Below are 21,059 nucleotides of genomic sequence, written 5' to 3'. Positions count from 1 at the left end.
GGGGCCGACACTACAACTGGCATCGTCATTGGCAATCGGGGCGAGCTGCCGGCCGCCAAACCAGAAAGGCCCCGGCATTGCTGCCGAGGCCCTTTTGGTTCGCACCGGAAGCGCGCAGTCAGTCGACCACGGCCACCATGTGCGGAAGCTTGGCGAGCGCGCCGCGGACTTCGGCGGTGTCTTCCACCTCGACCACGCGGTGCATCTTGCCCAGACCCAGACCGATGAGGATCTGCTTCTGGCTTTCCGGGCGACGGATCGGCGAACCGATCTGCTTCAGCTTGATCTTTGCCATCTCGATTACTCCACGATAGCCGCGGCTTCGGCCTCAGCCTCAACCGGTGCCGCGCCGCCACGGCCGAGCAGGTCGGCAATCTTCTTGCCGCGACGCTGCGCAACCGACTTCGGCGAAGTCTGATCGGTGAGCGCGTCGAACGTCGCGCGGATCATGTTGTAGGGGTTCGAGGTGCCGACCGACTTGGTCACCACGTCGGCAACACCGAGGCTCTCGAACACAGCGCGCATCGGGCCACCGGCGATGATGCCGGTACCGGCAGGAGCCGAGCGGAGGTTGACCTTGCCGGCTCCGAAACGGCCCTTGCCGTCGTGGTGCAGAGTGCGGCCTTCCTTGAGCGGGATGCGGACCATGGTCTTCTTGGCAGAAGCGGTCGCCTTGGTGATCGCTTCCGGCACTTCGCGAGCCTTGCCATGGCCGAAGCCGACACGGCCCTTGCCATCGCCCACCACGACGAGCGCGGCGAAACCGAAGCGCTTGCCGCCCTTCACGGTCTTGGAGACGCGGTTGATGTGAACGAGCTTTTCGATCAGCTCCTCGCCGCCTTCCTCATCGCGGCCGCCACGGCCACCACGATCGTCACGGCGACCACGGCCACCACGCTCGCCGCCGCCACGGTCATTGCCGCCACGGCCACGACCGCCGCCACGATCGCCGCGAGGACCACGCCCTTCGCGGGGCGCGTCGGTGGCGACATCGGCGACGGGGGCGCCATCCAGGTTGGTTTCATCAGCCATCTTAGAACTCCAGCCCGTTTTCGCGGGCAGCGTCGGCCAGCGCCTTGACGCGGCCGTGGAACAGGAAGCCGCCGCGATCAAACACGACAGTGGTGATGCCGGCAGCCTTGGCGCGCTCGGCAATGTCCTTGCCCACCTGCGCAGCGGCATCAACCGTGGCGCCGATGGCCTTCTGGCCCTTGACCAGGGTCGAAGCGGCAGCGAGCGTCTTGCCCGCGGCATCGTCGATGATCTGCGCGTAGATGTGACGGCCGGAACGGTGCACCGACAGCCGCGGACGGCCACCGGAACGAGCCTTGAGCGCAGTGCGGACGCGCTGGCGGCGGCGATCGAAGAGCGAGAGCTTGGCCATTACTTCTTCTTCCCTTCCTTGCGGAAGATGAACTCGCCGGCGTACTTGATACCCTTGCCCTTGTAGGGCTCGGGCTTGCGCCAGCGACGGATCTCGGCGGCCACCTGGCCGACCTTCTGCTTGTCGATACCCGAAATCAGCACCGTGGTGTTGTCGGGGGTCTTGATCTCGATACCCTCGGGGATCGCGAAATCGACATCGTGGCTGTAGCCAAGCTGCAGCTTCAGGTTAGTGCCCTGAGCCGCCGCGCGGTAACCGACGCCGGTGATGTTGAGGGTCTTGGTGTAGCCCTCGGTCACGCCGGTCACGAGGTTGTCCACGAGCGTGCGCTGCATGCCCCAGAACGCCCGTGCGGCCTTGGTGTCGTTTGCCGGCTTCACGATGATGGCGTCGCCATCGACCGTGTAGCTGATCTCTTCGCGCATGCTCAGCGTGAGGGTGCCCTTGGGGCCCTTCACGGTGATCACGCCGTTCGCGATATCCGCGGTGACGCCGCTCGGGATCGTCACCGGCTTTTTGCCGATGCGGCTCATCAGAACACCTCCGCCAGCACTTCGCCACCGACGTTCGCGGCGCGTGCCTCGGCATCCGAGAGCACGCCCTTCGGCGTCGAGACGATGGTGATGCCAAGGCCGTTGCGCACCACCGGGAGTTCCTTGGAACCCGAGTAGACGCGGCGGCCCGGCTTCGAGACGCGGGCCACGTGCTTGATCGCCGGCTGGCCCTCGAAATACTTCAGCTCGATGCGCAGCTGCGGATGGGCGCCGGTGGCGTCCTCGCTGAAACCGCGAATGTAGCCCTCGCGCTGGAGAACCTCGAGCACGTGGAGCCGCAGCTTGGACGCGGGCGAAACGACAGAGTCCTTCTTCGCCTGCTGGCCGTTGCGGATGCGGGTGAGCATATCACCCAGGGGATCGGTCAATGCCATCTATCGGATCCTTACCAGCTCGACTTGGTCACGCCGGGGATCATCCCCTTGTTGGCGAGATCGCGCAGCTCGATGCGGCAGAGGCCGAACTTGCGGTAGTAGCCGCGCGGACGACCGGTGGTGTTGCAGCGGTTGCGCACCCGGGTCGGGTTCGCATTGCGCGGCAGCTCGGCCATCTTGAGGCGGGCGATAAGGCGCTCGGTTTCGTCGAGCTTCTCATCGGCCGCAACGGCCTTGAGCGCGGCATACTTGGCCGCATACTTTTGAACGAGCTTCTTGCGGCGCTCATTCTTGTTGATGGAACTCAGTTTCGCCATGGACTTAAGCTCTCTTCTTCAAAACCTTGGCGAGCCGTTCGGGCTCGAGCCGGGACATCCTCAGGCGGCCTGCTGCTCTTCAGCAGCTTCGCGCGGGAACGGGAAACCGAAGAGGCGGAGCAGCTCGCGCGCTTCGTCGTCGGTCTTGGCGGTGGTGGTGACGATGATGTCGAGCCCGCGCACCTTCTCGATCTGGTCGTAGCTGATCTCCGGGAAGATGATCTGCTCTTTCAGACCCATCGCGTAGTTGCCGCGCCCGTCGAACGACTTGGGGTTGAGGCCCCGGAAGTCGCGGATGCGGGGCATCGCGATAGTGATGAGACGGTCGAGGAATTCGTACATCCGCTCGCGGCGCAGGGTAACCTTGCAACCGATCGGCATGCCCTCACGCAGCTTGAACTGCGCGATCGACTTCTTCGCCTTGGTGATCACCGGCTTCTGGCCCGCGATGAGTTCCATCTCGGCAGCCGCAGTGGTGACCTTCTTCTTGTCCTGGCTCGCCTCGCCCACGCCCATGTTGAGCGTGATCTTGTCGATCCGGGGGATCTCCATGTGGTTGGCGTAGCCGAACTTGGCCTGCATCGCGGCAGCGACCTCGGCCTCGTACTTCGCCTTCATGCGGGGCACGTATTTATCAGCCATCGATCGTCTCCCCGGACTTGACGGCCACACGGACCTTCTTGCCGTCCTTCGTTTCGAAGCGCACGCGGGTCGGCTTGCCGTCAGCGCCGGCAATGCCCACCTTCGAGATGTGCAGCGGAGCCTCACGGCGGTCGATACCGCCCTGCGGGTTCTCCTGGGTGGGCTTGCGGTGGCGCGCAGCGATATTCACGCCGGCGACCACAACCTTGTCGTCCTTGGGCATGACCTGCAGCACCGTGCCGGTGCGGCCCTTGTCCTTGCCCGAGCGGACGACGACTGAGTCGCCCTTCTTGATCTTAGCGGCACCCATCACAGCACCTCCGGCGCAAGGCTGATGATCTTCATGAAGCCGCGTGCACGCAATTCGCGAACCACGGGGCCAAAGATACGCGTGCCGATCGGCTCTTCGTTCTTGCCGACGAGCACAGCGGCATTGGTGTCGAAGCGGATCACGCTGCCATCGGCGCGGCGCACGTCCTTGCGGGTGCGAACGATCACCGCACGGTGCACGTCGCCCTTCTTGACGCGAGCACGGGGCTGCGCTTCCTTGATCGACACGACGATCACGTCGCCGACGCCGGCAAAACGGCGCTTCGACCCGCCCAGCACCTTGATGCACTGGACGCGCTTCGCGCCGCTGTTGTCAGCGACTTCGAGATTGGACTGCATCTGGATCATTGATCCGGTTCCTTCTCACTGGCTTGCCGGAACCAGTCCGGCAGTTCCAAAATTGATGGCGTCTTAGACGTCGGCTTCGATCGCAGCGGCCTTGCCGGCCTGCACGCGGTCGATAACCTTCCACGTCTTCAGCTTGGAAATCGGCGCGGTCTCTTCGATGCGCACAGTCTCGCCGGCCTTGAACGAGTTGCTCTCGTCGTGGGCGTGGTACTTCTTCGAACGGCGGATGATCTTCCCGTAGAGCGGGTGCTTCACCTTGCGCTCGACCTTCACCACGACGGTCTTGTCGGTCTTGTCGGAGACGATCGTCCCGATCAGGATACGCTTGGGCATAGTTGGTTCCTTACGCCTTGGCGGCCGAGCTGCGCTCGGTCTGCAGCGTCTTGATACGGGCGATATCGCGGCGCACTTCGCGGATCCGCGCCGGACGCTCGAGCTGGTTGGTGGCCGCCTGGAAGCGCAGGTTGAACTGCTCACGCTTCAGCTCGGCGAGATCCGCCAGAAGCTGATCGTCAGACTTGACGCGGATGTCTTCGAACTTGGCCATCATTCGCCTCCGAGATGCGAGGTGTCGCCGAGGCGGGCAACGACCTTGGTCTTGATCGGCAGCTTCATCGCCGCGCGGCTGAACGCTTCGGCCGCGAGCGGACCGGCAACGCCGTCGAGCTCGAACAGGATGCGACCCGGCTTCACGCGGGCTGCCCAGTATTCGATCGAACCCTTGCCCTTGCCCTGACGGACTTCGGCAGGCTTCTTCGACACCGGCACATCGGGGAACACGCGGATCCACAGACGCCCCTGGCGCTTGATGTGGCGCGTGATCGCACGGCGGGCGGCCTCGATCTGGCGAGCGGTAACGCGCTCCGGCTCGAGAGCCTTGAGGCCGTACGAACCGAAGTTCAGGTCCGTGCCGCCCTTGGCGTCGCCCTTGATCCGACCCTTGAAGGCCTTGCGGAACTTGGTCTTTTTCGGTTGCAACATGGTGCTTACTCTACCTTAGCGAGCCGGACGGACGCCGGAGGTTTGAGCCTCCATCATCAGCCGGTCCTGCGCCATGGGATCGTGACCAAGGATTTCACCCTTGAAGATCCAGGTCTTGATGCCGATCACGCCATAGGCGGTGTGCGCGACGGCTTCGGCATAATCGATGTTCGCGCGCAGCGTGTGGAGCGGCACGCGGCCCTCGCGGTACCACTCGACACGGGCGATTTCCGCACCGCCGAGACGGCCGCCGCAAGTGATCTTGATGCCTTCGGCACCGAGACGGAGCGCCGACTGTACCGCGCGCTTCATCGCCCGGCGGAAAGCCACGCGGCGAACCAGCTGGTCGGCAATGCCCTGCGCAACGAGCTTGGAATCGATTTCCGGCTTGCGGATCTCGACGATGTTGAGCTTCACGTCGCTCGCGGTCATCTTGGCAAGCTGGCTGCGCAGCTTTTCAATGTCCGCACCCTTCTTGCCGATGATGACACCCGGGCGGGCGGCATAGATCGAGACGCGGCACAGCTTGGCGGGACGCTCGATCACCACCTTCGAGATGGCGGCCTGCGGCAGGTGCTCCATGATGAACTTGCGCATGGCAAGGTCTTCACGAAGCAGCGTCTGGTAGTTGCGGCCTTCCGCATACCAGCGGCTGTCCCAGGTGCGGTTGATCTGCAGGCGCAGACCGATGGGGTTCGACTTGTGACCCATGATCAGGCCTCCTCACCAGTGGCCGCAGCCTCACGCACCACGATCCGCAGACGCGAGATGGGCTTGAGAATGCGGGTGGACTTGCCGCGACCACGGGTGTGGAAGCGCTTCATCGTGATCGACTTGCCGACCGAAGCCTCGGCGACGACGAGCGCGTCGACATCGAGGTTGTGGTTGTTCTCGGCATTGGCGATCGCCGAGGCGAGCACCTTGCGCGCATCAACCGCCATCGCCTTCTTCGAGAAGGAGAGGATGTTCATGGCGTCTTCGGCGCGCTTGCCGCGAATGAGGCTGGCAACGAGGTTCAACTTCTGGGCCGAGCCGCGGATCTGCGTACCCACCGAGAGTGCCTCGTTGTCAGCAACGCGGCGAGGGGATTTAGGCTTGCCCATCAGCGCTTGCCCTTCTTGTCAGCGGCGTGGCCCGGGAAAGTGCGCGTGGGCGCAAACTCGCCGAGTTTGTGGCCGACCATCTCCTCGTTGACGGAGACGGGGATGAACTTGTGCCCGTTGTAGACGCTGAACGTCAGGCCAACGAACTGCGGCAGAATGGTCGAACGCCGCGACCAGGTCTTGATCGGACCTGCACGCGAACCGACGTCCTGGGCCACTTCGGCCTTCTTCAGGAGGTGCAGGTCGACGAAGGGTCCCTTCCAGACGGAACGTGCCATGGGGTGTTACCTCTTCTTCTTCGCGTGACGCGAACGGATGATCATCTTGTCCGTCTGCTTGTTGTGACGGGTGCGGGCGCCCTTGGTCGGCTTGCCCCACGGCGTGACCGGATGACGGCCACCCGAGGTGCGGCCTTCACCACCACCGTGCGGGTGATCGACCGGGTTCTTTGCAACACCGCGTGTAAGCGGACGACGGCCGAGCCAGCGACCGCGACCGGCCTTGGCAAGGTTCTGGTTCGAGTTGTCGGGGTTCGAGACCGCGCCAACCGTGCCCATGCAATCGCCACGCAGGTAGCGCTGCTCGCCCGAGTTGAGGCGGACGATGACCATGCCGCGGTCACGGCCAACGAGCTGGACGTACGTCCCGGCCGAGCGGGCAATCTGGCCACCCTTGCCCGGCTTCATCTCCACGTTGTGGATGATCGTGCCGACCGGCATCTGGCTGAGCAGCATCGCGTTGCCCGGCTTCACGTCGGTCTTCTCACCAGCGACAACCAGATCACCGACCGCAAGACGCTGCGGCGCGAGGATGTAGGTCTGCTCACCGTCCTCGTACTTGACGAGTGCGATGAACGCGGTGCGGTTGGGATCATATTCCAGGCGCTCGACGGTCGCGGGCATGTCCCACTTGCGGCGCTTGAAGTCGATGAACCGGTAGCTCTGCTTGTGGCCGCCCGCGATACCGCGGCTGGTCACATGGCCCTTGTTGTTGCGGCCACCGGTCTTGCTCTTGCCCTCGGTCAGCGCCTTGAGCGGCTTGCCCTTCCACAGCGACGACTTGTCGACGAGGATCAGGCCGCGCCGTGCGGGGCTGGTCGGGTTGTAATTCTTGAGTGCCATCGTTCTGCCCTCAGATCCCGCTAGTGACGTCGATCGACTGGCCAGCAGCCAGCGTGACGACAGCCTTCTTGAAGTCGGAACGCTTGTAGGGCTTGCCCTTCCAGCGCTTGGTCTTGCCGTCCTGGTTCAAGGTGTTCACCTTGGTCACCTTGACGCCGAACAGGGCTTCCACAGCCGCCTTGATCTGCGGCTTGGTGGCCTTGTCGGCAACCTTGAACACAACGGCGTTGTGCTCGCTGAGCAGCGTCGCCTTTTCGGTGATGTGGGGAGCCACGATCACGTCGTAGTGCCGCGTGTCGATGCCTTCCTTAGCCATTGAAACGCGCCTCCAGCTTTTCGATCGCGGAGCGCGTCAGCACCAGCGTATCATGCTTCAGGATGTCGTAGACGTTCGCGCCGATCGCCGGGAGCACGTTGACCCCGATGATGTTGCGCGCGGCACGAGCGAAGTTGTCGTTCACCGCTTCGCCGTCGATCACGAGGACCTTCTTGCCGAAGCCGGCCTTGGCCAGCGTCGCCGCGAGGGTTGCGGTCTTGCCGTCGGTGTCGAGCGTGTCGACAACGACGAGCCCGGCCTGGGCCTTCGACGAGAGCGCCATCTTCAGACCCAGCGCGCGGATCTTCTTGTTGAGCGAGGGGTTGAAATCACGGACACGCGGACCGTGAGCCTTGCCGCCGCCGATGAAGATCGGAGCTGCACGATCGCCGTGACGGGCTCCGCCGCCACCCTTCTGGTTGCCAAGCTTCTTGCCGGTGCGCGCCACATCCGAACGCTCACGCGCTCCGCGGGCGGTACCACGACGCTTTTCGAGCTGCCAGGTGACGATGCGGTGGAGGATGTCAGCACGCGGGGCGAGCCCGAACACGGCATCCGACAGCTCGGCTTCGCCAGCTGCGGTGCCATCGAGATTGAGGACCTGAACCTTCACGACTTAGCCCTCCTGACCATCGGTCGTGGTCTCGACAGCCGCGACGTCTTCCGCCGGGGTGTCGGCCGCAGCCGTGTCATTCATGTTGGCGGCCTGTTTCAGGCCAGCGGGATAGGGAGCCTCGGCGTGACGGTCGATCTTGACCGCATCGCGCACGAGCAACCAGCCGTTCTTCGAACCAGGGACGGAGCCCTTGACGAATATCAGGCCGCGCTCGTCATCCGTGCGGACAACTTCGAGGTTCTGCTGGGTGCGCTGACGGTCGCCCATGTGGCCGGCCATCTTCTTGTTCTTGAACACGCGGCCCGGATCCTGGCGGTTACCCGTCGAACCGTGCGCACGGTGCGAGATCGACACACCGTGGGTGGCGCGCATACCGCCGAAGCCCCAGCGCTTCATCGCGCCGGCAAAGCCCTTGCCCTGCGTGTGACCGGTGATGTCGACATACTGGCCGGGCACGAAGTGCGAGGCTGCGATGGTCGAGCCGACTTCGAGCAGCGCGTCTTCAGCGACGCGGAACTCGGCGACTTCCATCTTGAGTTCGACTTCAGCCTTGGCGAAGTGCTCGCGCTGCGGCTTGGCGACATTCTTCTGCTTGGCCTGACCGGCGCCGAGCTGGACCGCAACGTAGCCGTCGCGTTCCTCGGTGCGGACCGAAACCACCTGGCAATTTTCAAGCGCCAGAACGGTTACCGGCACGTGCCGTCCGTCGTCCTGGAACACTCGGGTCATCCCGAGCTTTTTAACGATCACGCCGGTGCGCATGACCATACTCCTTACAGAGGCCTTGCGAGGACCATCCCCGCGAGGCGTGTTCAGCCCGTATGTGAAACGCGCCCCGTCCGGGCTGAGTGCCCCTGCATGAGCAGGAGCGAACGGGGGACGCTTGCCCGGCTAAGTGCCTCGTGAAAGGCGGCGCCGGAGGTATCCCATTGTCCGAGAGGCGTATGGCCTCTTAAACTCTGGTGCCCCTGCCGAAGCAGAAGCAGAACTTTCTACGCGACCCCCGCTTTCGCGGGGGCAGGATAAGCTCGCTTACGCGAGCTTGATCTCGACGTTGACGCCAGCGGCGAGGTCAAGCTTCATCAGCGCGTCCACGGTAGCGGCGTTGGGCTGCACGATATCGAGCAACCGCTTGTAGGTGCGAACCTCGAACTGCTCGCGCGACTTCTTGTCGACGTGCGGGCCGCGGTTGACGCAGAACTTCTCAATGCGCGTCGGAAGCGGAATGGGGCCCCGGATCAGCGCGCCGGTGCGGCGTGCGGTGTCAGCGATTTCGCCGGTGGCCTGATCGAGTACGCGATGATCAAATGCCTTGAGGCGAATGCGGATGTTCTGGGCGTCCATGTCCGTTTACCGATGCGAAAGAGCTAAACCAAAAAGACCAGCCGCTCCGCCCTCTCACCCTGCCCCAGCTGGTGAAGCGAGGAGAAAGCGGGCCGCTGATCCAAAAAACCGGCCGACGGGGACCAGGACGAATCTGGTATCCCCCGTCGGAGCGCGGCCTATATTACTTCGTGATCGTGCTGACAACCCCCGAACCGACGGTACGGCCACCTTCGCGAATTGCGAAGCGCAGACCCGGATCCATCGCGATCGGAGCGATCAGCTTGACCGACAGGGTCAGGTTGTCGCCAGGCATGACCATCTCGGTGCCCTCGGGGAGGATCACTTCGCCGGTCACGTCAGTGGTGCGGAAGTAGAACTGCGGACGGTAGTTGGCGAAGAACGGCGTGTGACGGCCACCTTCGTCCTTCGACAGCACGTAGACCTCGGCCGTGAACTCGGTGTGCGGCGTGACCGAACCGGGCTTGCACAGCACCTGGCCGCGCTCGACGTCTTCACGCTTCACACCGCGAACCAGCGCGCCGATGTTGTCGCCGGCTTCGCCCTGATCGAGCAGCTTGCGGAACATTTCGACGCCGGTGACGACGGTCTTCTGGGTGTTCTTGAGGCCGACGATCTCGACTTCCTCGCCCACCTTGACGATGCCGGTCTCGACGCGGCCGGTCACGACGGTACCACGGCCCGAGATCGAGAACACGTCTTCCACCGGCATCAGGAACGGCTTGTCGGTCGGACGCGGGGGCTGCGGGATCCACGAGTCAACGGCAGCCATAAGAGCGTTGATCGAATCGCGGCCGATGGCGTCGTCGCGGCCTTCGAGCGCGGCGAGAGCCGAACCCTTGACGAACGGAATATCGTCGCCTTCGAAGCCGTACGAGCTCAGAAGCTCGCGCATTTCCAGTTCGACGAGCTCGAGGATTTCCTCGTCGTCAACCTGGTCGACCTTGTTCATGTACACGACCAGAGCGGGAACGCCGACCTGACGCGCAAGCAGGATGTGCTCGCGGGTCTGCGGCATCGGGCCGTCAGCCGAGTTCACGACCAGGATCGCGCCGTCCATCTGGGCGGCACCGGTGATCATGTTCTTCACGTAGTCGGCGTGGCCCGGGCAGTCGACGTGCGCGTAGTGGCGGTTGGCGGTCTCGTATTCGACGTGTGCGGTCGAGATCGTGATACCGCGCTCGCGCTCTTCCGGAGCCTTGTCGATGTTCGCGTAGTCCGTGAACGTCGCGCCGCCGGTTTCGGCGAGGACCTTGGTGATCGCCGCGGTCAGGGTGGTCTTGCCATGGTCGACGTGACCGATGGTGCCAATGTTGCAGTGCGGCTTGGTCCGCTCAAACTTAGCCTTAGCCATTGCTCAAACCTTCTTTTCGCTGAATGTTGATTGCTGGGTGGACGGCACCATCCGGTATCGCGCCAGAAAATCAGGCGCCGCCCCTAGCCGGATCGAAACGATCAGGCAAGCTTCTCCTTGATCTCGGTAGCTACGTTTGCCGGGACCTCGTCGTAGTGCGAGAAAAACATGGAATAGTTCGCACGGCCTTGGGTGAACGAGCGCAGCGTGTTCACGTAGCCGAACATGTTGGCCAGCGGCACCAGCGCTTCAACGGCCTGGGCATTACCCCGGCTGTCTGTACCCTGGATCTGTCCACGGCGGCTGTTCATGTCGCCGATGACATCGCCGATGAAGTCCTCGGGTGTGACGACTTCCACCTTCATGATCGGCTCGAGCAGTTTGATCCCTGCCCGCTGCGCCACTTCGCGCATGGCTGCACGACCGGCGATTTCGAACGCCAGCGCCGACGAGTCGACGTCATGGTAAGCGCCGTCATACAGGGTGATTTCGAAGTCGATGATCGGGAAGCCGATCAACGAGCCTGAAGCAGCCGTTTCGCGGAAGCCCTTCTCGATCGCAGGGATGTATTCCTTGGGAATATTGCCGCCCTTGATCTCGTCCTTGAATATGATGCCACTACCGCGCTCGCCCGGCGTGACCTTCACCTTCACGCGGCCGAACTGGCCGGTGCCACCCGACTGCTTCTTGTGCGTGTAATCGACGTCCACCGGTTTGCCGAGGTATTCACGGTAGGCCACCTGCGGCGCGCCGACGTTGGCCTCGACCTTGAACTCGCGGCGCATGCGGTCGACGATGATGTCGAGGTGCAGTTCGCCCATGCCCTTGATGATCGTCTGGCCCGATTCGTGATCGGTCGAGACGCGGAACGAGGGATCTTCGGCCGAAAGGCGATTGAGCGCGATGCCCATCTTTTCCTGGTCGGCCTTGGTCTTGGGCTCCACCGAAAGCTCGATCACCGGCTCGGGGAATTCCATGCGTTCGAGCACGATCGGGAACCGCTCGGCGCACAGCGTGTCGCCGGTGGTGGTCTCCTTCATGCCCGCCAGCGCGACGATGTCGCCCGCGAAAGCCTCATCGATGTCCTTGCGGTCGTTGGCGTGCATTTCGAGAATGCGGCCGACCTTCTCCTTCCGGTCCTTCACCGAATTCAGGTAGGTGCCCTTGTTGAGCGTGCCCGAATAGATGCGGATAAAAGTCAGGCTGCCGACGAACGGGTCGTTCATGACCTTGAATGCGAGAGCCGAGAACGGCGCCGCGTCTTCAGGCGGACGGCTGTCCTTCTCGTCGCTGTCCACCTTCACGCCCTGGACGTCTTCGATGTCGAGCGGCGAAGGCAGATAATCGACCACGGCATCAAGCAGGGGCTGCACGCCCTTGTTCTTGAACGCCGAACCGCAGACCACAGGCACGAATGCGTGCGTCAGCGTGCCCTTGCGGATGCAAGCCTTCAGCGTCGCCACGTCGGGCTCGTTGCCTTCGAGATAGGCTTCCATCGCGTCGTCGTCCTGGTCGATGACCAGTTCGATCAGTTCGCTGCGATAGATGGCGGCTTCGTCAGCGAGATCGGCGGGGATCTCTTCATAGAAGAATTCGGCGCCGAGCGCTTCGTCCTTCCAGATGATCGCACGATTGTGGACCAGATCGACGAGGCCGCGCAGCTCTGCTTCTATCCCGATGGGGATGTAAAGCACAGCCGGCTTGGCACCGAGGCGGTCGATGATCGACTGCACGCAATACTTGAAGTTCGCACCGGTGCGGTCGAGCTTGTTGATGAAGCACATGCGCGGCACGCCGTACTTGTCAGCCTGGCGCCACACGGTTTCCGACTGTGGCTCCACACCCGCAACGCCGTCGAAGCAGGCCACCGCGCCGTCGAGCACGCGCAGCGAACGCTCGACTTCAATCGTGAAGTCGACGTGGCCGGGGGTGTCGATGATGTTGATGCGGAACTCTTCGCCCTTGCCGCTGTCCGCCTTCCAGAAGCAGGTGGTGGCAGCCGAAGTGATCGTGATGCCGCGCTCCTGCTCCTGAACCATCCAGTCCATTGTCGCGGCGCCGTCGTGGACTTCGCCGATCTTGTAGGACTTGCCGGTGTAGTAAAGGATGCGCTCGGTCGTCGTGGTCTTGCCGGCGTCGATGTGCGCCATGATGCCGATGTTGCGATAGCGCTCGAGCGGATGGCTGCGGGCCATGGGAGGTTCCTTGAGTTCGGGGAGGGGCCGAAAGGTTTCGGCCCGCCCCATAGTGTTCTTTAGGTGACCGTTTCAAGACGGCAGCTTGACCAGCCGCCCCCTTGGGCAGCGCCCCTCACCAGTGCCGGATTGCCAGCGCTGGATATTGGCGCCGGATTACCAGCGATAGTGGCTGAAGGCGCGGTTGGCGTCGGCCATGCGATGCGTATCTTCCCGCTTCTTGACCGCGTTGCCGCGGTTGTTGGCGGCATCGAGCAGCTCGGCCGAAAGGCGCGCCGACATCGTGGTCTCGCTGCGGTTGCGCGCAGCAGTGATCAGCCAGCGGATCGCAAGCGCCTGGGCGCGCTCGGGGCGCACTTCGACGGGGACCTGATAAGTCGCACCACCAACACGGCGGCTGCGGACTTCAATCTGCGGCTTAACGTTGTTGAGCGCATCATGGAACAGCTGAATCGGATCCGACTTGGCGCGGGTCTGCATGGTTTCCATGGCACCATAGACGATGCTTTCCGCGACCGACTTCTTCCCATCGAGCATGAGGTTGTTCATGAACTTCGAGAGAATCTGATCGTTGAACTTCGGATCCGGCAGGATCTCCCGCTTCTCGGGACGACGACGACGAGACATAGCTTGTACTCCTTCGGAGCGCGGCGGCCACTTCAGGGCCAGCCGTTCGGCTCCGATCCCAGATGAAACTTACTTCGGACGCTTGGCGCCGTACTTCGAACGCGACTGCTTGCGGTCCTTGACACCCTGGGTATCGAGCACGCCGCGCAGCACATGGTAGCGAACGCCGGGAAGGTCGCGAACGCGGCCGCCACGGATCAGCACCACCGAGTGCTCCTGCAGGTTGTGTCCTTCGCCCGGGATGTACGAGATGACCTCGCGGCTGTTGGTCAGGCGGATCTTGGCCACCTTGCGCAGCGCCGAGTTGGGCTTCTTCGGGGTCGTCGTGTAGACGCGGGTGCAAACGCCGCGCTTCTGCGGGTTCTGCTCCATCGCAGGGACCTTGGACTTGGTCTTCTGCGGTTCGCGGCCCTTGCGGACCAGCTGGTTGATTGTCGGCATGAAGGACTCTTCACCTTGTTTGCGGGCGCGGCCGGTCCAAGGTGAAGGCTTTGCATCTCATCCAGCAAAGGGCGGGCCCGCGAAGAGGGCCGCACCGCAGCGCTGCATGAGCTGAAAACGCTCCACCCGGGGCAAGACGCCACCGGGTTACTTTGACGGCTGACGGGACTGCCCGGCCCTGACCCCGCGATTCGGGAGACTGGGCCAAACACAAGAGGGACCCTTGGAACGACGGACATTTCCGCCATTCCGGGCCCACCTTGCCTCGCACCGGCAATGTTCAGCTCTAATGGGCCGAAGGGCGGTTGGGCCGCTCCGGTTGGGGCGCCCTTATGCCGGATCGGCCCGCCGGTCAAGCATCATGCCGCCGACGGGCCTCGAGCCCGGACTATTCGGCGGCCTCGGCCATCGGCGGCGCCGCGTGCTGCAGGATCGCACCGAAGGTATTGCCCAGCGTAGCGATCGCCATCTGGAGCCAGTCCTCCATCGCCGTCAGCCCGCGGCCGGTCAGCCGAACGAAAGTCCGCCGCCCGTCGCGGCCGTCCTCCTCGCGCTCGACAAGACCGCGCGCTTCAAGAATGCGCAGCCAGCGCAGCGCAGTGGTCGGCGGCACATGCGCACCGATACAGGCACTGGTGGTTGGCACCGGCCGGTTTTCCCGCGTTGCCACGTAGAGATCGAGCAGGATGTCCCAGGTGGGCTCGCCAAACAAGTCCGCAGGCAGGTAGCGCCCGCGCCGGCGGCGGATCGCATAGCTTTCCCGCGCGAACGTGAGGAGCGCATCGGACGGGATCCGCGCAGGGACCCGCTTCGGATCGAGGACGGCAGCGCCCTCCGGCTGGGAAAGTGGTCCAGCGATGGCGACTGGATCGGGCCCGGCGAGTGGTTCGCCCGGCGTGCTGACGGCGATGCGGCGAAGCGAAGCGCGGCGCCGGCCGCGCTCGGCGCGGCGGATTGTTCGCCCGCTCATGCGAGCCGCCACGAGTGATAGCGGCCGATCCGCCGTTGGCGCTCGACATGCGCGCCCGTACCGATCGCCAGAACGACAAGTTGAAACAGAAATGGCATTTGCGTCATTGTCCAATAGGCGCGGCGAACCATCTCCACTTCCCCCAGCTTGGCGACGTGGCCCATCACGACCAGCACCTGCGAGGCCGAAACCCACAGCGGCCAGCCGCGATTGGCGTAGAGCGCCACCCAAAGCAGAGTGAAGAAAGCCCAGCTGTCGATCACCAGGTGTCCCGGGTTGACCGTGTACCAGGCCGGATCGCCGAACAGCATATGATTGCCCACATCCAGCAGGAATGTGGAGAGCAGCACTATTGCCACCAGCCGCTCGGGCTCGTCTCCCTTGCGGGCCGCGAACAACACGGTGGCGATCAGCGCGATGCGAAGAATCCAGAGCCAGGTCATGGCACGTCGGGATCCCATTCATGCGGCCGTGGCCGGCCTCAGGCCGCCCGCGCCGCCGGCTCGTCCATTGCGGTCCTGTCGTCACCGGCAATGATCGCCGCAGGCGGACAGGCATCGTTGCCGCCGCAGGTCTCGGCCGCGATCCCACTGAGTCGGCCGTGGACACGGGCCAGTTCGCCGCCGGCATCGAGCATGGCCTGCTGGCTCTTGACGAGGCGCATCAGGGCATCCTGGCCAAGGAACGGGGCTACCCCGGTTCCACGCCGGGCACCGACCATCGTCTCAAGAAGCCGAGCCTGTCTCACCAACGCCTCATCCAGTGCGGCCTCGGCCAGGTGCAGATCGCGCGCGATGCGCTGCTGCGCCACCGAAATCGGCATGTCGGGTGTGGGCGTGTCGGTGAAAGCGGTCATTGCAGTGTCTCCTACCCTCGAGCCCCCCCACGGGCTCAACTTGAAGCAAGTACGAGGAGAGGTCGCGCCGAGTCAGTGCGCGATGATCTGCGAAAGCTGCGTGAACAACGCCAGCCCGCCCATCACAACCAGTATCAGGAACATGGCCAGGATCGCTATCGTGCCCAGCCTTACAATTGTTCCGTACGACCCGTCGAACATCTCCGGGAGGACACGGTGGTAGGGTTCGGTCAAGGCCTCGTCGCTGTGAAGCACAGCCCTTGCCAGGGCTTCACGGCGGGCGGGCAAAGACCGGCTCCAAACCGCAGCGTCTTCCCGGCCTAGATCGTGCGGGAAAACCGGCAACGGCGCGACGTCGGAAAAGTCGTATACGGGTTGTGCGTATATGGAGGCGTTTTCTGAGTGCGCTGCGATGAGGCGACGATAGGCTTGCGCCACCTCCGCGCGGGTGGCGACGCCGAACTTGGCGCGGGCCAGCATGATGCGCTGGTCCACCGTGTGATGGGATATCCCTAGGATGCGGGAAATCTCCTTGGAGGTCCGATGGTCGATCAGAAGGTCGAGCACGGCGCGCTGCTTCGCGGTCAGCGAAGCGAGTAGCGCTGCGGCGGAACCGGCCTTTTGCAATGCCGAATCGGCCGCCCTTGCGGGCAGCGATGCGACAGATTGGTCCGATTCATCCATGTTGTCCTACCGGAAAGCTTGAAAACGCCATTGCGGCGGTAAAAGTGGAGGAATAATGCATTCTCCGCAAGGACAAGTGATCATCCGAAGTCTGGTGCGATCCGGAATGGCGCGAGACAAGAAAAGTCACACATTTCCTAACATTGGTTAAACACGCATTTACGCGGAGAGAAGGCACGTGAAGCGGCGGAGAATGTTCGCAAGGCGAACAGGTAAGGTTCTCGCGACCAGCCGTGCCGCTATGGCTCTCGTCTTCATCCTCGCTCTTCTGATCGATCCGTCGGCCCCTCGGCCGCCCTTCAGCGCGATCTACCTCGCGCTCGCCATCTACCTTGCGGGCGCGACCGCGATGATCGTGGTGGCCTGGCGCAGCTGGTGGTGGGAATTCCGCCTCGCCCCGACGGTCCATGTGATCGACACGGTCGCCCTGGTCGGCGCGGCCTACTTCTCCGTGGCGAGCAAGGGCGATTTCAACAGCCCCTTCATGTCGCTCACTGCCTTCCTGCTGATCAGCGCAACCTTGCGCTGGGGCTGGTCGGCGGTAGCCTGGACTTCGATCGCGCTGGTCGCGCTCAACCTGATCGTGGGCGCGGGCCTGTTCGCACTGGGCATGCCGATCGAGCCCTACCGCTACGGGCGGCGGCTGATGTACCTCGGTGTGCTCTCGATCATGATGGTCTGGCTCAGCGGCGAACAGCGCACCGCACGCGCTGTGCCGATGCCGCGCACCCCCGGCACACCGGGCGAGCGGCGCACCGCCATTCTCGTCGACACGCTGACATTCGCACGCGCCACGCTTCAGGCAAGCGGGGCGGCGATTGCGGTGGCGCGCGCGGAAGAGCCCTGGACCGAGGTTCTGCGCGATTCCGGTTATGCCGTGATCATGGACCGGCTTGGCCCCGATGCGCTCGAGGACGGGCAGGCTGAGCCGGACCGGGCCGCGCTGATCGATCTGCGGCGCGGACGCCGGATCGTGAGTCGCGCCAGTGCCCACCCTATAGCCGTGCCGGGTCCGGTGGAGGCGCCGCTGGCGGTGCACTGCGGCGTAGAGGAAGGCATCCTGGTCACCTTCGAGACCGCCGCCGGGCCGGGACAGCTGCTGATCTGGGGCATTCCCGACATGTGCACCGACGACTTGCCGATGGTCGAGGCCATTGGCCGGCACCTCAGCAGCGAACTCGACCGCGAGGGCCTAGCCGAACTGGCCCAGGCCGCCTCGGCGGCATCGCTGCGCGACACGCTCGCGCGCGACCTGCACGACAGCGTGGCCCAGTTCCTCGCCGGTACGCTGTTCCGGCTCGAGGCGCTGACCCGCTGGATCCGCGAGGGGCTCGACCCCACCGACGAGATCAACGACCTCAAGTCGGCCTTGCGCCGCGAGCAGGGCGAACTGCGCGCGATGATCCAGCGCTTGCGCCGCGGCGAGGAGGGCGACCGGCGAACCGACCTAGCCGAAGAGATCGAAACGCTGCTCGGCGAGATGGGCCAGCACTGGCATATCGCGGTGCGGCTCGATTGCCAGGTTAGGCCGCTGCCTATCTCGATCGGCCTTGCCTACGAACTGCGGCAAGTGCTGCGCGAGGCCGTGGCCAATGCCGCCCGGCACGGACAATGCCGCGAGGTCGTCGTCTCGGTAGGCCGTCAAGGCGCCGCGCTGTCCTTGCGCATCGCCGACGACGGCAACGGCTTTCCCAAGGCCGATCCGGCCCCCCGCCCCCGATCGATCAGCGAGCGTGTAGAGGCTCTGGGCGGCACGCTTTCGATCTGCCATAGCGACCCTGGCGTCTTGCTCGAGATCGCCCTCCCGAATAGGATTGCCTGATGATTCCTGTCCTGGTAGCCGACGACCACGGCTTCATCCGTGCGGGCGTAGAAGCGGTGCTCAGAGGCAGCCGCTTCCAGATTGTCGCCGCAACGGCGAGCGGCGAGGAGACGCTTGCCGCCATCGCCATGCATGATCCTGCGATCGTGCTGCTCGACATCAATATGCCCGGCATGAACGGCGTGCAGACGCTGGAAGCGCTCCGCGCGAGAGGCGACCGGCGGGCGATTGTGCTGCTGACGGCGGGGATCAGCGATCGCCAGCTGCTGGCGGTAATGCGCGCCGGGGTCGAGGGGATCGTCTGCAAGGACGGCGCCGAGGGCGAGCTGATCGACGTGCTGGAAAAAGTGCATGCCGGTGGCAAGGCAGTCGATGCCGCGCTGCTACAGCGCGCGCTCGACCTCTCGCTCAGCGCCGAGACCGGCGGGCCGCTCGAGCGGCTCAACCAGCGCGAGCGGCGCATCGCCCGGCTTGTGGCGCGCGGCATGCGCAACCGGGATATCGGCGGCGAACTCGGCATCGGCGAAGGCACGGTGAAGGTCTACCTCCACGCGATGTATCAGAAGCTGGGCATCGAGAACCGGACGGAGCTCGCGCTCCTCGCGGTGAACGATCCGGCCGACTGAGCCTGCGCGCCGGGCCACACAGGCTCAGGCCGGCTCCAGCACCACCGTTGCGGCCGCCGTGTTGCTGATCGGCACATGGTAGTTGCGCATGACCATGGCTAGCGGCGCATCGCCCAGTGCCCCGCGAGCGGCGATCCAGTTGAGGATCTCCACCCCCTGCGTGCCGGCGAGTTCGGCCACTTCCTCGGCCGAATGCGCAGTAAGCGCGGCAGGGTCGGCGGCAAGGTGATCGAGGCAGAAGCGGTCGTAATCGGGATTGATGAACCCGGCACGACTGCCTTCGAGCTGGTGCGAAAGCCCACCCGTGCCCATGACCACGATGCGCTCGGTCCCCGGCCAGCTGCGCAGCGCCGCGCCCACCGCCCGCCCCAGCGCGAGGCAGCGGGGCGGCGAAGGGAGCGGGAACTGCACGGTGTTGATCGCAACCGGCACAAGCTTCACCGGCCAGGCTTCGACGTCCGGCCAGGCCAGTTCAAAGGGAATCGAGAGCGCGTGATCGACCTGCATCTTCTGGCATGTCGTGATGTCGAATTCGGCCTCCACCAGCGCCTCGATCAGGTGCCATGAAAGGTTGGGATGGCCGGTGAAGCTCTTGTAGACCGGCAAACCCCAGCCCTCGTCAGCATTGTGGTACGCCGCTGCGGCGCCCACCGCGAAGGTCGGCATGGCATCGAGAAAGAAGTTGAGCCCGTGATCGTTGTAGAACACGACTGCGACATCCGGGGCGGCATCGGCAAGCCAGCGGCGCACCGGCGGGAAGCCGTCGAAGAAGGGCTTCCAGTAGTCCGCCTCCTGCTCGCCGCGCTGGATCGCCCCGCCGATCGCGGGGACGTGGCTGGTGAAATATCCGCCGACAATATCAGCCATCACGCATGCTCCCGTCGGCGCGCCGCTAAGCCGAGATGCAGCCCTCCAAGCGCGGGATCGACTCCGCTGCGTGCCGCCAGCAGCATAGCTTTGAAATCCGCCACGCTGCGCCCGGTCTGGAGCGCGCCGAGATCCTGCACGTTTAGCCCGAAAATGCCGGCCAGTTTGGCGAGATAATAGACGTTGCCGCCTGCAGCGAGCATGGCCGGGACATCGCGCGCAGCGACTGCGGCGCGCTGCTCGGAACCAAGGCCGAAGCTGCGGCAATAGCCCTCCTCGTCGGCAAGGAAAGCCGCGCGGTTGGCCGCGTCGTTGAACGAATAGCACATCGCGTTGAGTGCGAAGCCGCGCTGGGCAAGCTCCCCGTCGAACAGAGCGGTACCGGGTATCGCGCGCCGCAGCGCGCGGCGGTCCGCCTGCGTGTTTGGCACCGGCGCCATGGCCTCGTCTCCCGCAACACCGCCGGAACGGCCCCGGCATTATGGGCCTAGCATGCGCCCTGGGCCGCGAAATTGACCGAGGTCAATACACTTCCAGACCCTGACCGCGCCGCTACGCAAGGTTACGTAACGGGGTGTTGCGGATTGCACGGCGGCGATGCGCGGGGTGATAGGCCCCGGCATGGCCCTATCCAACGCCGAGCGGCAACGCCGCTATCGCCAGAAACTCAAGGCACGCGCCTCGCCCGGTGCGGCGGGCGAACTTGCCCGCCTGGCGGTGGAGCAGGCGATCCAGGCGCTCTGGGCGTTCCATCAGCGCCCGGGGCCGGGCGGCATCGACTGGGCAGCGATCGACGGCTGCATGAGCCTTGCGCAATACCGCTCCGAACTGGAGCGAAGTCCGGGCAATCTAATCCAGGCGGCACGCGCCTTCCTCCCCGATTTTGCCGGCCTCACCCCGGAAGAGGCGCGGGCCATCACGGTCGTGATCGAGCTGTCCGACGCGCTGCGCCTCGCTCCGCACCGCCAACTTTTGCCTCCTGCTTCTCCTGTTGAGGCGCAGCCAATCCGGGACGCGCCTCGTCCCGTCTGAAGCGGTGATTGGCTTCAAGCTCTGGGTGTGTGCCTGGGTAGGGCTTGGCATAGGCGCACCGGGCGATCCAGTTTGGTTTCAGCGTCGATCACAGCATACTCCTTAAGCACTGTCTTAATGGAGTTTTTTACCAGGGTGTTTGAAAAGAGTGGACT

General features: G+C 64.3%; 33 protein-coding genes. 3 read left to right on the top strand and 30 right to left on the bottom strand.

Features of this window, described 5'->3' with window-relative positions:
• Positions 1-118: 118 nt before the first annotated feature.
• The 28 genes from rpmD to WCL10_RS15845 all read right to left on the bottom strand — a co-directional run bounded on the left by rpmD (position 119) and on the right by WCL10_RS15845 (position 16,557).
• Positions 119-295: a 50S ribosomal protein L30 gene (gene rpmD, locus WCL10_RS15980; RefSeq protein WP_336896660.1), complete on the bottom strand. Its 177-nt coding sequence runs from the start codon at positions 293-295 to the stop codon at positions 119-121.
• 5 nt (positions 296-300) lie between these two features.
• Complete coding sequence (gene rpsE / locus WCL10_RS15975; RefSeq protein ID WP_336896659.1) at positions 301-1,032, bottom strand: 30S ribosomal protein S5; 732 nt, start codon at positions 1,030-1,032, stop codon at positions 301-303.
• Between the two features lies 1 nt (position 1,033).
• Positions 1,034-1,384, bottom strand: a complete 351-nt coding sequence (gene rplR, locus WCL10_RS15970; RefSeq protein WP_292929441.1) for a 50S ribosomal protein L18 — start codon at positions 1,382-1,384, stop codon at positions 1,034-1,036.
• Entirely contained in the window at positions 1,384-1,917 is a 534-nt protein-coding gene (gene rplF, locus WCL10_RS15965) for a 50S ribosomal protein L6 (RefSeq protein WP_336896658.1), read from the bottom strand. Before rplF ends, rplR begins: the two co-directional genes overlap by 1 nt.
• A complete protein-coding gene (rpsH, locus tag WCL10_RS15960; RefSeq protein ID WP_336896657.1) occupies positions 1,917-2,312 on the bottom strand; it encodes a 30S ribosomal protein S8 in 396 nt (131 codons plus the stop codon). The genes rplF and rpsH overlap by 1 nt, the downstream gene beginning before the upstream one ends.
• Before the next feature lie 11 nt (positions 2,313-2,323).
• Complete coding sequence (gene rpsN / locus WCL10_RS15955; RefSeq protein WP_336896656.1) at positions 2,324-2,629, bottom strand: 30S ribosomal protein S14; 306 nt, start codon at positions 2,627-2,629, stop codon at positions 2,324-2,326.
• Positions 2,630-2,689: 60 nt separating this feature from the next.
• Positions 2,690-3,271 carry a 50S ribosomal protein L5 gene (rplE, locus tag WCL10_RS15950; protein ID WP_336896655.1) on the bottom strand — a complete coding sequence of 194 codons (582 nt, stop codon included), beginning with the start codon at positions 3,269-3,271 and terminating at the stop codon, positions 2,690-2,692.
• Positions 3,264-3,581, bottom strand: a complete 318-nt coding sequence (rplX, locus tag WCL10_RS15945) for a 50S ribosomal protein L24 (protein WP_336896654.1) — start codon at positions 3,579-3,581, stop codon at positions 3,264-3,266. The genes rplE and rplX overlap by 8 nt, the downstream gene beginning before the upstream one ends.
• Entirely contained in the window at positions 3,581-3,949 is a 369-nt protein-coding gene (gene rplN / locus WCL10_RS15940; RefSeq protein WP_336896653.1) for a 50S ribosomal protein L14, read from the bottom strand. The genes rplX and rplN overlap by 1 nt, the downstream gene beginning before the upstream one ends.
• 63 nt (positions 3,950-4,012) lie before the next feature.
• Positions 4,013-4,282 (bottom strand): 30S ribosomal protein S17, encoded by a 270-nt coding sequence (gene rpsQ, locus WCL10_RS15935; RefSeq protein ID WP_336896652.1) that lies wholly within the window; start codon positions 4,280-4,282, stop codon positions 4,013-4,015.
• Positions 4,283-4,292: 10 nt separating this feature from the next.
• The gene (rpmC, locus tag WCL10_RS15930; protein ID WP_336896651.1) at positions 4,293-4,496 is read right to left on the bottom strand and encodes a 50S ribosomal protein L29; all 204 of its coding nucleotides are present in this window, start codon (positions 4,494-4,496) and stop codon (positions 4,293-4,295) included.
• Positions 4,496-4,930 (bottom strand): 50S ribosomal protein L16, encoded by a 435-nt coding sequence (gene rplP / locus WCL10_RS15925; protein ID WP_054121077.1) that lies wholly within the window; start codon positions 4,928-4,930, stop codon positions 4,496-4,498. The genes rpmC and rplP overlap by 1 nt, the downstream gene beginning before the upstream one ends.
• Before the next feature lie 15 nt (positions 4,931-4,945).
• The gene (gene rpsC / locus WCL10_RS15920) at positions 4,946-5,641 is read right to left on the bottom strand and encodes a 30S ribosomal protein S3 (RefSeq protein WP_292949101.1); all 696 of its coding nucleotides are present in this window, start codon (positions 5,639-5,641) and stop codon (positions 4,946-4,948) included.
• A gap of 2 nt (positions 5,642-5,643) precedes the next feature.
• A complete protein-coding gene (rplV, locus tag WCL10_RS15915) occupies positions 5,644-6,033 on the bottom strand; it encodes a 50S ribosomal protein L22 (RefSeq protein ID WP_336896650.1) in 390 nt (129 codons plus the stop codon).
• The gene (gene rpsS, locus WCL10_RS15910; RefSeq protein WP_336896649.1) at positions 6,033-6,311 is read right to left on the bottom strand and encodes a 30S ribosomal protein S19; all 279 of its coding nucleotides are present in this window, start codon (positions 6,309-6,311) and stop codon (positions 6,033-6,035) included. The genes rplV and rpsS overlap by 1 nt, the downstream gene beginning before the upstream one ends.
• 6 nt (positions 6,312-6,317) lie before the next feature.
• On the bottom strand, positions 6,318-7,154 hold the full coding sequence (gene rplB, locus WCL10_RS15905; RefSeq protein ID WP_336896648.1) for a 50S ribosomal protein L2: 837 nt from the start codon (positions 7,152-7,154) through the stop codon (positions 6,318-6,320).
• 10 nt (positions 7,155-7,164) lie between these two features.
• Positions 7,165-7,470 (bottom strand): 50S ribosomal protein L23, encoded by a 306-nt coding sequence (locus WCL10_RS15900; RefSeq protein ID WP_336896647.1) that lies wholly within the window; start codon positions 7,468-7,470, stop codon positions 7,165-7,167.
• Positions 7,463-8,083, bottom strand: coding sequence for a 50S ribosomal protein L4 (gene rplD / locus WCL10_RS15895; protein ID WP_336896646.1), 621 nt, complete (start codon positions 8,081-8,083; stop codon positions 7,463-7,465). The genes WCL10_RS15900 and rplD overlap by 8 nt, the downstream gene beginning before the upstream one ends.
• A 3-nt stretch (positions 8,084-8,086) precedes the next feature.
• The gene (gene rplC, locus WCL10_RS15890; RefSeq protein WP_336896645.1) at positions 8,087-8,848 is read right to left on the bottom strand and encodes a 50S ribosomal protein L3; all 762 of its coding nucleotides are present in this window, start codon (positions 8,846-8,848) and stop codon (positions 8,087-8,089) included.
• 270 nt (positions 8,849-9,118) lie between these two features.
• Positions 9,119-9,430 (bottom strand): 30S ribosomal protein S10, encoded by a 312-nt coding sequence (gene rpsJ, locus WCL10_RS15885; protein ID WP_028639306.1) that lies wholly within the window; start codon positions 9,428-9,430, stop codon positions 9,119-9,121.
• 163 nt (positions 9,431-9,593) lie between these two features.
• Positions 9,594-10,784 (bottom strand): elongation factor Tu, encoded by a 1,191-nt coding sequence (gene tuf / locus WCL10_RS15880; protein ID WP_336896644.1) that lies wholly within the window; start codon positions 10,782-10,784, stop codon positions 9,594-9,596.
• Positions 10,785-10,885: 101 nt separating this feature from the next.
• A complete protein-coding gene (gene fusA, locus WCL10_RS15875) occupies positions 10,886-12,979 on the bottom strand; it encodes an elongation factor G (RefSeq protein ID WP_336896643.1) in 2,094 nt (697 codons plus the stop codon).
• Between the two features lie 156 nt (positions 12,980-13,135).
• Positions 13,136-13,606 carry a 30S ribosomal protein S7 gene (rpsG, locus tag WCL10_RS15870; protein ID WP_336896642.1) on the bottom strand — a complete coding sequence of 157 codons (471 nt, stop codon included), beginning with the start codon at positions 13,604-13,606 and terminating at the stop codon, positions 13,136-13,138.
• 69 nt (positions 13,607-13,675) lie between these two features.
• On the bottom strand, positions 13,676-14,047 hold the full coding sequence (rpsL, locus tag WCL10_RS15865; RefSeq protein WP_054121067.1) for a 30S ribosomal protein S12: 372 nt from the start codon (positions 14,045-14,047) through the stop codon (positions 13,676-13,678).
• 388 nt (positions 14,048-14,435) lie between these two features.
• On the bottom strand, positions 14,436-15,017 hold the full coding sequence (locus tag WCL10_RS15860; RefSeq protein ID WP_336896641.1) for a winged helix DNA-binding protein: 582 nt from the start codon (positions 15,015-15,017) through the stop codon (positions 14,436-14,438).
• Positions 15,014-15,460 (bottom strand): hypothetical protein, encoded by a 447-nt coding sequence (locus WCL10_RS15855; RefSeq protein ID WP_336896640.1) that lies wholly within the window; start codon positions 15,458-15,460, stop codon positions 15,014-15,016. The genes WCL10_RS15860 and WCL10_RS15855 overlap by 4 nt, the downstream gene beginning before the upstream one ends.
• Before the next feature lie 38 nt (positions 15,461-15,498).
• The gene (locus tag WCL10_RS15850) at positions 15,499-15,873 is read right to left on the bottom strand and encodes a hypothetical protein (RefSeq protein ID WP_336896639.1); all 375 of its coding nucleotides are present in this window, start codon (positions 15,871-15,873) and stop codon (positions 15,499-15,501) included.
• Positions 15,874-15,945: 72 nt separating this feature from the next.
• Complete coding sequence (locus WCL10_RS15845; protein WP_336896638.1) at positions 15,946-16,557, bottom strand: helix-turn-helix transcriptional regulator; 612 nt, start codon at positions 16,555-16,557, stop codon at positions 15,946-15,948.
• A gap of 241 nt (positions 16,558-16,798) precedes the next feature.
• On the opposite strand from WCL10_RS15845, the gene WCL10_RS15840 reads away from it, so the two are divergent.
• Positions 16,799-18,379: a histidine kinase gene (locus WCL10_RS15840; protein WP_336896637.1), complete on the top strand. Its 1,581-nt coding sequence runs from the start codon at positions 16,799-16,801 to the stop codon at positions 18,377-18,379.
• Positions 18,379-19,005 carry a response regulator transcription factor gene (locus WCL10_RS15835; RefSeq protein ID WP_336896636.1) on the top strand — a complete coding sequence of 209 codons (627 nt, stop codon included), beginning with the start codon at positions 18,379-18,381 and terminating at the stop codon, positions 19,003-19,005. Before WCL10_RS15840 ends, WCL10_RS15835 begins: the two co-directional genes overlap by 1 nt.
• 24 nt (positions 19,006-19,029) lie before the next feature.
• Here WCL10_RS15835 and WCL10_RS15830 read toward each other — a convergent pair whose 3' ends face one another.
• Positions 19,030-19,872, bottom strand: coding sequence for a class III extradiol dioxygenase family protein (locus WCL10_RS15830; protein WP_336896635.1), 843 nt, complete (start codon positions 19,870-19,872; stop codon positions 19,030-19,032).
• Positions 19,872-20,312: a protocatechuate 4,5-dioxygenase subunit alpha gene (locus WCL10_RS15825; protein WP_336896634.1), complete on the bottom strand. Its 441-nt coding sequence runs from the start codon at positions 20,310-20,312 to the stop codon at positions 19,872-19,874. The genes WCL10_RS15830 and WCL10_RS15825 overlap by 1 nt, the downstream gene beginning before the upstream one ends.
• 181 nt (positions 20,313-20,493) lie before the next feature.
• On the opposite strand from WCL10_RS15825, the gene WCL10_RS15820 reads away from it, so the two are divergent.
• Complete coding sequence (locus WCL10_RS15820; protein ID WP_336896633.1) at positions 20,494-20,904, top strand: hypothetical protein; 411 nt, start codon at positions 20,494-20,496, stop codon at positions 20,902-20,904.
• Positions 20,905-21,059 lie beyond the last annotated feature (155 nt).

The organism is Novosphingobium sp., from assembly GCF_037133355.1.
GTDB lineage: Bacteria > Pseudomonadota > Alphaproteobacteria > Sphingomonadales > Sphingomonadaceae > Novosphingobium.
This window is presented reverse-complemented; position numbering and strand designations above follow the sequence as displayed.

Coding starts and splice junctions, on each gene's coding strand:
- rpmD (WP_336896660.1), bottom strand. CDS start 295: ATGGCAAAGATCAAGCTGAAGCAGATCGGTTCGCCGATCCGTCGCCCG.
- rpsE (WP_336896659.1), bottom strand. CDS start 1,032: ATGGCTGATGAAACCAACCTGGATGGCGCCCCCGTCGCCGATGTCGCC.
- rplR (WP_292929441.1), bottom strand. CDS start 1,384: ATGGCCAAGCTCTCGCTCTTCGATCGCCGCCGCCAGCGCGTCCGCACT.
- rplF (WP_336896658.1), bottom strand. CDS start 1,917: ATGAGCCGCATCGGCAAAAAGCCGGTGACGATCCCGAGCGGCGTCACC.
- rpsH (WP_336896657.1), bottom strand. CDS start 2,312: ATGGCATTGACCGATCCCCTGGGTGATATGCTCACCCGCATCCGCAAC.
- rpsN (WP_336896656.1), bottom strand. CDS start 2,629: ATGGCGAAACTGAGTTCCATCAACAAGAATGAGCGCCGCAAGAAGCTC.
- rplE (WP_336896655.1), bottom strand. CDS start 3,271: ATGGCTGATAAATACGTGCCCCGCATGAAGGCGAAGTACGAGGCCGAG.
- rplX (WP_336896654.1), bottom strand. CDS start 3,581: ATGGGTGCCGCTAAGATCAAGAAGGGCGACTCAGTCGTCGTCCGCTCG.
- rplN (WP_336896653.1), bottom strand. CDS start 3,949: ATGATCCAGATGCAGTCCAATCTCGAAGTCGCTGACAACAGCGGCGCG.
- rpsQ (WP_336896652.1), bottom strand. CDS start 4,282: ATGCCCAAGCGTATCCTGATCGGGACGATCGTCTCCGACAAGACCGAC.
- rpmC (WP_336896651.1), bottom strand. CDS start 4,496: ATGGCCAAGTTCGAAGACATCCGCGTCAAGTCTGACGATCAGCTTCTG.
- rplP (WP_054121077.1), bottom strand. CDS start 4,930: ATGTTGCAACCGAAAAAGACCAAGTTCCGCAAGGCCTTCAAGGGTCGG.
- rpsC (WP_292949101.1), bottom strand. CDS start 5,641: ATGGGTCACAAGTCGAACCCCATCGGTCTGCGCCTGCAGATCAACCGC.
- rplV (WP_336896650.1), bottom strand. CDS start 6,033: ATGGGCAAGCCTAAATCCCCTCGCCGCGTTGCTGACAACGAGGCACTC.
- rpsS (WP_336896649.1), bottom strand. CDS start 6,311: ATGGCACGTTCCGTCTGGAAGGGACCCTTCGTCGACCTGCACCTCCTG.
- rplB (WP_336896648.1), bottom strand. CDS start 7,154: ATGGCACTCAAGAATTACAACCCGACCAGCCCCGCACGGCGCGGCCTG.
- WCL10_RS15900 (WP_336896647.1), bottom strand. CDS start 7,470: ATGGCTAAGGAAGGCATCGACACGCGGCACTACGACGTGATCGTGGCT.
- rplC (WP_336896645.1), bottom strand. CDS start 8,848: ATGCGCACCGGCGTGATCGTTAAAAAGCTCGGGATGACCCGAGTGTTC.
- rpsJ (WP_028639306.1), bottom strand. CDS start 9,430: ATGGACGCCCAGAACATCCGCATTCGCCTCAAGGCATTTGATCATCGC.
- tuf (WP_336896644.1), bottom strand. CDS start 10,784: ATGGCTAAGGCTAAGTTTGAGCGGACCAAGCCGCACTGCAACATTGGC.
- fusA (WP_336896643.1), bottom strand. CDS start 12,979: ATGGCCCGCAGCCATCCGCTCGAGCGCTATCGCAACATCGGCATCATG.
- rpsG (WP_336896642.1), bottom strand. CDS start 13,606: ATGTCTCGTCGTCGTCGTCCCGAGAAGCGGGAGATCCTGCCGGATCCG.
- rpsL (WP_054121067.1), bottom strand. CDS start 14,047: ATGCCGACAATCAACCAGCTGGTCCGCAAGGGCCGCGAACCGCAGAAG.
- WCL10_RS15860 (WP_336896641.1), bottom strand. CDS start 15,017: ATGAGCGGGCGAACAATCCGCCGCGCCGAGCGCGGCCGGCGCCGCGCT.
- WCL10_RS15855 (WP_336896640.1), bottom strand. CDS start 15,460: ATGACCTGGCTCTGGATTCTTCGCATCGCGCTGATCGCCACCGTGTTG.
- WCL10_RS15850 (WP_336896639.1), bottom strand. CDS start 15,873: ATGACCGCTTTCACCGACACGCCCACACCCGACATGCCGATTTCGGTG.
- WCL10_RS15845 (WP_336896638.1), bottom strand. CDS start 16,557: ATGGATGAATCGGACCAATCTGTCGCATCGCTGCCCGCAAGGGCGGCC.
- WCL10_RS15840 (WP_336896637.1), top strand. CDS start 16,799: ATGGCTCTCGTCTTCATCCTCGCTCTTCTGATCGATCCGTCGGCCCCT.
- WCL10_RS15835 (WP_336896636.1), top strand. CDS start 18,379: ATGATTCCTGTCCTGGTAGCCGACGACCACGGCTTCATCCGTGCGGGC.
- WCL10_RS15830 (WP_336896635.1), bottom strand. CDS start 19,872: ATGGCTGATATTGTCGGCGGATATTTCACCAGCCACGTCCCCGCGATC.
- WCL10_RS15825 (WP_336896634.1), bottom strand. CDS start 20,312: ATGGCGCCGGTGCCAAACACGCAGGCGGACCGCCGCGCGCTGCGGCGC.
- WCL10_RS15820 (WP_336896633.1), top strand. CDS start 20,494: ATGGCCCTATCCAACGCCGAGCGGCAACGCCGCTATCGCCAGAAACTC.